This is a genomic window from Methylobacterium sp. 4-46, assembly GCF_000019365.1.
Taxonomy (GTDB): domain Bacteria; phylum Pseudomonadota; class Alphaproteobacteria; order Rhizobiales; family Beijerinckiaceae; genus Methylobacterium.
The window spans coordinates 5,900,745-5,907,500 of record NC_010511.1; the positions used below are offsets into that span (position 1 = coordinate 5,900,745).

A 6,756-nucleotide genomic window follows, 5' to 3' on the forward strand; every position below is an offset into this window, starting at 1 on the left:
GGGAGAAGCGGTCCCCGGCGTGAACCAATCTCGGCCATGCGCGTCTCCTCGTGGGAGCGGCCCGACGGCCGGGTCGCGCATCACGGACGACTTCATGACCACGCTCAAGACCCTCGCGCTCGCGGCCGTGCTCGCCGCCGCCACCGCGGTCCCCGCCCTCGCGCAGGGTGGCTCGCCCTACAACAACAGCGGCCAGCAGGCCGGCGGTCCGCTCGCCGGCCGCGAGCGGTCGATGGGCGCTCCCGGCGGCACCCCCGCGATGCGCATGGCCCCTCGCCAGCAGCGCATGATGCGCCATCAGCGGATGCACCGGCGCCACCACGTGCGCTGAAGGCGCAAGGCCCCTGCCCTCCCTGCGCCCGCGCGACGCGTCCCCCCGGGCGCGTCGCGCGGGCGCGTTCGCGCCGCGGTCAGGCGCCGGGGTAGATCGGGAAGGCGCGGCAGAGCGCCTCGACCTCGGCGCGGACGCGCCCGGCGAGATCCGCGTCGGCGGGCGCCCGGACGATCCGCCCGATCCAGCCCGCGATCACCGCGAATTCGGCCCGGCCGAAGCCGCGCGTCGTGCCGGCATTGGCCGACAGCCGCAGGCCCGAGGGGGCTTCCGGCGGGCGCGGGTCGTAGGGGATCAGGTTCTTGTTCACGGCGAGCCCGGCCCGTTCGAGGGCCTTGGCCGCCACGTCGCCGGTCGTCCCGGTCCCGGTGAGGTCGACCAGCATCAGCCCGCTCGCCGTGCCGCCGGAGACGAGCCGCAGGCCCTGCGCGGCGAGCCCCGCCGCCAGCGCCTGCGCGTTGTCGAGGACGGCCTGGTTGTAGGCCCGGAATTCCGGGCGCAGCGCCTCTCCGAAGCAGGCGGCCTTGCCGGCCACCGCGTGCAGCATCACCGAGCCCTGCACGCCCGGGAAGATGCCGGACTGGATGCGGTCGCCGAGGGCCGGGTCGTTCCACAGCACGAAGCCGCCGCGGGCGCCGCGCAGGGACTTGTAGGTGGTCGAGGTCACCACGTGCGCGTGCGGGAACGGGTGCGGGTAGAGGCCGGTCGCGACGAGCCCGGCCACGTGCGCCATGTCGACCATCAGGAGGGCCCCGACCTCGTCGGCGACGGCGCGGAACCCGGCGAAGTCGAGGGCGCCCGGATAGGCCGAGCCGCCCGCCACGATCATCCGGGGCCGATGCGCGCGGGCGAGGGCGCGCACCGCGTCGAGATCGACGCACTCGCTCGCCCGGTCGACGCCGTAGCGCAGGATCCGGTAGTCGCGCCCGGTCAGGGTCGCCGGGTGGCCGTGGCTGATGTGGCCGCCCGCCGCGGTGTCCATGGCCAGGATCGTGTCGCCGAGGGCGATGAGGCCGAGGAAGACGCCCGCATTGGCGTTCGAGCCCGAATGCGGCTGCACGTTGGCGAAGCGGCAGCCGAACAGCCGCGCGGCCCGCCGGATCGCCAGGTCCTCGATCGCGTCGGCGAAGTCCGCGCCGCCGTAGTAGCGGGCGAAGGGCAGCCCCTCGACCGTCTTGTTGGTGAGGACGGAGCCCTGCGCCTCCAGGACCAGCCGGGAGACGATGTTCTCCGAGGCGATCAGCTCGATCCCGGCCTGCTGGCGGGCGAGTTCGCCGCGGATCGCCGCGGCGAGGTCCGGATCGGCGTCGAGGCCTTGGGTGAAGTAGCCGTCATGCAGGTGGGACATCGGGCAGGTCTTCCTCTCGCAGGGTCATCATAGGCCAGGGACGGCCGGAGGGAGAGCGCGCCGCGGCGGCGAGGCGGCCCGCCGGGCCAGCGGACGCGACGGCGCATCTCAGGCATGCGGCACCTCCGGCCGGGCGAGGGATGCGTCGGCCTCGGCGTGGTGGAGGGCGCAGGCCCGCCGGGAATCGGCGGTTGCCACCTGGAAAACCGCCGCGAGCCGCCGCAGCGCGAGCGTCGCGAGGGGGTTGCCGCGGATCCCGTCCTGCGCGTGGAAAACGTCGAAGCGGGCGACCTCGTCGGGACCGAAATGCGTGAGGTGGCCGGTCACGCGCGCGGACGAGGTCGTGGGCGTCGCCCGCGACCGGCTGCGCGGATCGGTGGAATGGGCCAGGACGGCGATGCGCAGGGGACGGTCCCTCACCGGGCGACCCTCCCGGGCGGGGCGCAGCCGATCAGGGGGCTCTCCCCGAAATCCCAGACGATCGCCTCCCCCTCCCCCCGCGCGGCGCGGGCGGCCGCTCCCGTCCACCGAGCCGAGGGCCGCCGCGGCGATGCCCCGGGCGGCGGAGCGCGCCACCCGCGCGACCCGGTCGGCGGGTTTGACGGCGAGCATGTCGCCCGGCCCGGCGTCGAAGCTGGCGAGGAGGCGGGTCGCGCGGCCGAGCACCGCCGCCGCGAGGTGGCCCGCCTCGCTGCGCAGGTTGGTGTGGCCGCCGACCACGGGTACGCCGTAGAGGCGGGCGGCGTCGGCGAGGGCGCGTAGCACCGAGTCGGCGCCCTCCCCGCCCCGCGCCCAGACGGCACCACCGCGAGCGGCCGCCCGTCCATGGCCGCCACGTCGCCGAGATTGCCCATCACGCCGCAATAGCCGGCAAAATACGGATCGGAGGCCACGACGCCGTCGAGGCCTCCCGCGGCGGCGAGGAGCAGGTGGCCGTCGCCGACCGGGATCGCCGCGCAATCGTCGCCGACCGGGACCGGGGCGGCGGAGAGGCGCAGATGCGCCGGGCCCTGCCGGACGGGCGGCGCCACGAACGAGAAGTCGGGGTCGTCGGGCACGAAGGTCTCGGGGAACCTGACGAAGCGGGCCCCCTTCCCGGCCCCCTTCCCGGCCGCCTCCCCGATCGCGGCGAGCACCCGCTCCGGGGCTCTCTCCGGCCGCGCCAGGTCGGGCGCGATCTGGACCGCGGCGGCCCTGACGCTCCGTGGCGCGGCCATCGGGCGACCGCCGCTCAGACGGTCCAGGTATCGACGATGAACGCGTTGGCCCGGTGGTGCGGAGGGGTGGACCCGGTCGGCCTTCGCCAGCCACGCGCGGGCCGGCGGGATCGGCGTCCGTGTCGAGCGAAGCCTTCTGCGTCTCCGGGGAGGCGCCGGAGGCAGTCCGGATCTGCCTCGGCGACTCGGCCACGCGGGCGCGGCTGGTCTCGGCCCTCGACGCGCTCGCCCTCGCCTCCGCCTCGATGCGACGCCGGGCGCTCGGCCGGCGTGCCTCGCGCAGCCCGGCTCGCGCCGTCGATCTCGCATCGTCGCGGCCGCCGAACCGGCCACCATCCCGGCGAAGGGTGCTCAGGCCTTCCCGGGCCCGACCGGGGCCAGCAGCCGCTCGATGTCGCGCAGGAGGCGCGCCAGCGACCGGCGGTGCCCCTCCATCGCCGGGTCGGCGAGGTCGATCGCGTCGAGGAGCTGCTCGGCGGAGGCGCGCAGGCCCGCGAGCTGATCCCGCAGCGACCGGTTCAGGGCGGCGACTTGGTCGGGCGGCAGGGGCGCCGCGCCGCAGCGCGGCACCGCCCGCGGGCCGAGCGCCGCCAGGATCCCATCCGGGATCCCGGGGCAGACCCATCCGGCCAGGCTGCACCCGCCCTCAGGGGGCGGCTCGTCATCCGCCTCGCACGGTAAGATGATCCGACCGGTCTGGTCGGGCGGCACACGCGATCCCATTGTTGTCCGCGCTCCCCAAGCGCAGTCCCGGGGCGACCACCGCCCCGGACTTTGGTCGATCGTAAGCTGAGCTGCGCGCGTTTGACAATCCAGGTCGTTTCTCAACGTAAGCGACCCGCTACCGTTCGGGCATGGCTTGGACCGAACGGGCGCGGCATCACTCCGCCCGGCCGGACTTGCGGGCCGTGAACCGCGCGTAGAGGTCGGGCAGCGACTCGACCAGGAAGGCGCCGAATTCCGGCTCGGCTCCCTCGTCGACGGTGAGCTGGGTGCGCCGGGCGGAGCGGTCGATGCGCACCACCGCGCGCCCGGCCGGGTTGGTCCAGGAGGTGACGGAGACCCCGCGCGCCTCGGAGCGCGGCGCCGTGAGGGCGGCGAGGAGCCGGGCGAAGCGCGCGTCGGATTCCTCGCGGGCGAAGTCCTCGGCCGCGAGCGCGGCCTCGACGATCCGGTCCGCGTCGGGCCGCGCCAGCGCCTCGACCAGGGCGGCCCAGCGGGGCCGGCCCGTGCGCGGGGCGGGGCCGATCGCGGCCAGTACCCGGGCGGGAACGGCGCGGCCGATGGCGATCAGGCGCGAGAGCTGGGACTTCTCCATCGACAGGGCCGACATGATGACGCTGCGGGCGAAGCCGCGATCCTCGAGCGTGACCGCGAAGGCGGCGCGCTCGATGTAGCTCAGGTCGGTGCGGGCGGAATTCTCCTGGCCCTGGGCGACGACGAGGTCCTCGTCGCTGAGCGCCTTGACCACCGCGCGGACCGGGCGCCCGAGTTCGGCGGCGACCCGCAGGCGGCGGTGGCCGTAGGCGACCTGGTAGCGTCCCGGCTGGGTCGGGTGGGGCCGCACCAGGATCGGCACCTGCTGGCCGCGGGTCCGGACCTGCTCCGTCAGGGCGGCGTGGTCCTCCGGCGAGATCCCGAGGCGGTCGGCGACGAAGGAGGGGTCGACGAGGCCGGGATCGATCTCCACCACCTTGTCTCCCGCCGCCACCATGGCGCGGGCCTCCTCGGCGGCGGTGGCGATGCGGCCGAGCGCCCGCCCCATCGCCCCCACGGCGCCGGAGCGCACCGCGGTCCGGACCGGTTCGGGCGGCGGGGCCGCCGGCGCCTCGGCCGGCGCGGCGGGGGCGGCCGGTGCCGGGTTGCCACTTGGCAACTCGCGGGCGCGGGCCGTGAGGGCGGCGCGGAGCGTGTCCTTGCGGGTCGTCATGCCGGGCGTCCCCAGGCGCGGTGCATCAGGGCCAGGATCTCGCCGTTGACCCCCTCCAGGGCCTCGATGGCGCGGTCGTAGGTGGCGCGCGAGAAGCTCTCGCGGCCGATCTCGTACAGGGTCTGCTTCGACAGGCCCGCATCCGAGACGGCGGTCGATTTCAGCATCGTGTGGGTGAGGACCCGCTCGCGGAACAGGGATCGCATGAAGGCGACCATCTGGGTCTGCGGCCCGTCCGAGGGCTCGTAGCGCGTCACCACGTAGCGCAGGAAGTCGTAGTCCAGGTCGGCGCCGGCCTCCTGCACCACCCCGAGCAGGTCGGAGGCCATCAGCAGGAACTGGCACATCGACATCACGTCGAGCATCTGCGGGTGGACCGTCACCAGCATGGCGGTGGCCGCGCAGAGGGCGCCCAGGGTGAGGAAGCCGAGCTGGGGCGGGCAGTCGAGGATCATGACGTCGTAGGCCTCGGCGACGCTGCCCAGCACCGTGGCGATGCGCCCGAAGAACGGCTCCGCCCCGGGATCGGCGAGCGCCTTGGGCGTGTCGTGCTCGAACTCCATCAGTTCGAGATTGGCCGGGACGAGGTCGAGGCCGGCGAAGTAGGTCCGCCGCACCACCTCGGCGAGGGGGCGGCGCGCCTCGTCGTAGCGGATCGCCGCGTAGAGGGTCTGGTTCGCCTCCACGTCGAATTCCGGCTGGTAGCCGTGCAGGGCGGTGAGGGAGGCCTGGGGATCGAGGTCGACGGCGAGCACCCGGTAGCCCTTGAGGGCGAGGTACTGGGCGAGGTGGGCGGCCGTCGTGGTCTTGCCCGAGCCGCCCTTGAAGTTCACCACCGCCAGCACCTGGCAATGCTCGCCGCCGGCGCGGTGGGGAACGTAGCCCTTGCTCTTGGGGCCGTCATCGAGGAGGCGGCGCAGCTCGTTGATCTGGTCGAGGCTGTAGGAGCGCCGCCCGCCCGGCCCGACCTCGGGCTCCGGCCCCTTGCCGGCGAGGGAGAGCTGCCGGAGGTAGCCGTCCGCCACGCCGATCAGCCGGGCCGCCTCGCCGGAGGTGAAGGAGCGCAGCACCTTCGAGGAGGCCGGCGGGAAGAGGGTCCGGCGCAGCGCGTTCAGCTCCGCCGAGAGCGCGCCGCCATCCGCGGCGATCTGCCGGGTGATCGAGGAGGGCCCGGCCGACTCGGCCGGAGGGAGGTTCTTCGGATTTTCAGCCATTTACGGCATCCAGGCGTCGAATCAGGATTTAGCCGTAAAAGGATGAGTACGCCGGATCCGCCGCGCAAAGCTTTTCCGGTCCCGGCCCGGCACCGCCCGGGCGAATCGCCGGGAGCGTTGCCAAGTGGCAACGCTCCCGGCAACGCTGCCCGGCATTGCTGCGCCGCGAGGCGCGCGCCCGGGGCGGAGGAGGGCGGCCGCGGCTGGGCCGTTCTCGCAGCGACCCGCCTCATGTAGAGCTGTCGCGCGCCGGCTCGCCGGCGTCCTCGCGGCCGGTCCGGCCCCTCGTCCGGGCTCCGCGAGCGCAGACCCGCCCCGGCGCCGCATGAGACACCCGCTCCGCCGCACACGCCCGGCCGCCCCGCGGCCGGTGGCGTACTGGCCGGCCCTCGAAGGCCGCCAACTCGCCGTGTTCGGCAACATCCACGGCCGCGACGACCTGCTCGCCGCCGCGTTGGCGCGCCTCGACGCCCGCGCCGTCCCCGGGGCCGCGCGGCCGACCGAGATCTATCTCGGCGACCTCATCGACTACGGTCCCGACAGCCGGGGCGTGATCGCGCGCCTGCTCGCCCGGGCGCAGTCGCGCGAGGTCATCGCCCTGCGCGGCGATCACGAGGCCCTGCTCCTGCGAGCCCTGTCCGACGACGCCGCGCTGCGCGCCTGGCTCGCGCGGCGGGGCGGGGAGGCGACCCTGCGCTCCTATCGCTGCCCGATCG

At 74.9% G+C, this 6,756-nt stretch carries 8 protein-coding genes (1 of these 8 cut by a window edge); 2 read left to right on the forward strand and 6 right to left on the reverse strand.

Annotation, left to right across the window (positions count from 1 at the left end; genetic code table 11):
* Window positions 1–94 precede the first annotated feature (94 nt).
* Entirely contained in the window at window positions 95–331 is a 237-nt protein-coding gene (locus tag M446_RS25915) for a hypothetical protein (protein WP_012335075.1), read from the forward strand.
* Between the two features lie 79 nt (window positions 332–410).
* On the opposite strand, the gene glyA is transcribed toward M446_RS25915, so the two are convergent.
* From glyA to repA, 6 genes are all read right to left on the reverse strand, one after another.
* Window positions 411–1,679 carry a serine hydroxymethyltransferase gene (gene glyA / locus M446_RS25920; RefSeq protein ID WP_012335076.1) on the reverse strand — a complete coding sequence of 423 codons (1,269 nt, stop codon included), beginning with the start codon at window positions 1,677–1,679 and terminating at the stop codon, window positions 411–413.
* A gap of 108 nt (window positions 1,680–1,787) precedes the next feature.
* The gene (locus M446_RS39770) at window positions 1,788–2,099 is read right to left on the reverse strand and encodes a hypothetical protein (protein WP_083784737.1); all 312 of its coding nucleotides are present in this window, start codon (window positions 2,097–2,099) and stop codon (window positions 1,788–1,790) included.
* On the reverse strand, window positions 2,096–2,896 hold the full coding sequence (locus tag M446_RS39160; RefSeq protein ID WP_341850688.1) for an AIR synthase related protein: 801 nt from the start codon (window positions 2,894–2,896) through the stop codon (window positions 2,096–2,098). The genes M446_RS39770 and M446_RS39160 overlap by 4 nt, the downstream gene beginning before the upstream one ends.
* 351 nt (window positions 2,897–3,247) lie before the next feature.
* The gene (locus M446_RS25930) at window positions 3,248–3,619 is read right to left on the reverse strand and encodes a hypothetical protein (RefSeq protein WP_012335077.1); all 372 of its coding nucleotides are present in this window, start codon (window positions 3,617–3,619) and stop codon (window positions 3,248–3,250) included.
* A gap of 157 nt (window positions 3,620–3,776) precedes the next feature.
* Window positions 3,777–4,826, reverse strand: coding sequence for a plasmid partitioning protein RepB (gene repB, locus M446_RS25935; protein ID WP_012335078.1), 1,050 nt, complete (start codon window positions 4,824–4,826; stop codon window positions 3,777–3,779).
* Window positions 4,823–6,040: a plasmid partitioning protein RepA gene (gene repA / locus M446_RS25940; protein WP_012335079.1), complete on the reverse strand. Its 1,218-nt coding sequence runs from the start codon at window positions 6,038–6,040 to the stop codon at window positions 4,823–4,825. The genes repB and repA overlap by 4 nt, the downstream gene beginning before the upstream one ends.
* A gap of 325 nt (window positions 6,041–6,365) precedes the next feature.
* Here repA and M446_RS25945 point away from each other — a divergent pair, with 325 nt between their 5' ends.
* A protein-coding gene (locus M446_RS25945; RefSeq protein ID WP_012335080.1) for a metallophosphoesterase crosses the window boundary here: on the forward strand, window positions 6,366–6,756 show its 5' portion. 359 nt of this gene lie beyond the right edge of the window; the window shows 391 of its 750 coding nt (coding positions 1–391); the start codon lies at window positions 6,366–6,368; its stop codon lies beyond the right edge, outside the window.

Coding starts and splice junctions, on each gene's coding strand:
- repB (WP_012335078.1), bottom strand. CDS start 4,826: ATGACGACCCGCAAGGACACGCTCCGCGCCGCCCTCACGGCCCGCGCC.
- glyA (WP_012335076.1), bottom strand. CDS start 1,679: ATGTCCCACCTGCATGACGGCTACTTCACCCAAGGCCTCGACGCCGAT.
- M446_RS25930 (WP_012335077.1), bottom strand. CDS start 3,619: ATGGGATCGCGTGTGCCGCCCGACCAGACCGGTCGGATCATCTTACCG.
- repA (WP_012335079.1), bottom strand. CDS start 6,040: ATGGCTGAAAATCCGAAGAACCTCCCTCCGGCCGAGTCGGCCGGGCCC.
- M446_RS39160 (WP_341850688.1), bottom strand. CDS start 2,896: ATGGCCGCGCCACGGAGCGTCAGGGCCGCCGCGGTCCAGATCGCGCCC.
- M446_RS25915 (WP_012335075.1), top strand. CDS start 95: ATGACCACGCTCAAGACCCTCGCGCTCGCGGCCGTGCTCGCCGCCGCC.